This window comes from Candidatus Pelagibacter communis, from assembly GCF_001180025.1.
GTDB classification, from domain to species: Bacteria; Pseudomonadota; Alphaproteobacteria; order Pelagibacterales; family Pelagibacteraceae; genus Pelagibacter; species Pelagibacter ubique_A.
Map to the genome: position 1 here is coordinate 1 of NZ_CVSK01000025.1, position 784 is coordinate 784.

Genomic DNA, 784 nt, shown 5'->3' on the forward strand with positions numbered 1-784 from the left:
AATTACTTCACTTTCTAGTGCTTTGTAAAAAACCTCATCAGTGATTGGGGTACCGTGTTTATCATAAGAACAACCACCAACTAGCTCCTGATCAATTTCAAAATCTAAAGATTTTTTATCATTAAACCAGTTAATAATTTTTTTTACCTCAGCTATTACCTCCGGACCAATACCATCACCAGGAAGTAAAAGTATTTTTCTTTTTTTTACTTTAATCATTAAATACCCATGGCTTTTCGTTTTTTAAATTTGTTTCAAACTTTTCTATTTTTTCTGATTTTTTTAGGGATAAAGCGATATCATCAAGTCCTTCTAACAAACATTTTTTCTTAAATGGATCAACTTCAAATTTTAGCTCATTATTTCCATAAACTATTTTTTCCTCTTGCAAATCAATAGAAATTTCTTCTTGTCTATTTGCGTATTCAGATAGCTCTTTTATTTTTTCTTCTTCAAGAATTATAGGTAAAATTCCATTTTTAAAACAATTACTAAAAAAAATATCTGCATAACTTGAACTTATTACACAAGTAATTCCAAAATCTAATAAAGCCCAAGGAGCATGTTCTCTTGACGAACCACATCCAAAGTTTTTTCCAGCAATTAAAATTTTAGATTGATTAAATGGATCTTTGTTTAACACAAAATCATTTATTTCTTTGCCTTGATCATCATATCTCATTTCAAAAAACAAATTTTTTCCGAGGCCAGTTCTTTTGATAGTTTTTAAAAACTGTTTTGGAATTATCATGTCTGTATCAATATTTACAATTGGTAAATAAGC

At 27.8% G+C, this 784-nt stretch carries 2 protein-coding genes; both read right to left on the reverse strand.

The genetic code is table 11. From position 1 onward, the window contains the following. A partial coding sequence (locus AMN83_RS00380; protein WP_256998044.1) for an isocitrate/isopropylmalate family dehydrogenase occupies positions 1-219 on the reverse strand: 219 nt, incomplete at its 3' end. Beyond that, a partial coding sequence (leuD, locus tag AMN83_RS00385; protein WP_075503418.1) for a 3-isopropylmalate dehydratase small subunit occupies positions 212-784 on the reverse strand: 573 nt, incomplete at its 5' end. The genes leuD and AMN83_RS00380, both read right to left, overlap by 8 nt.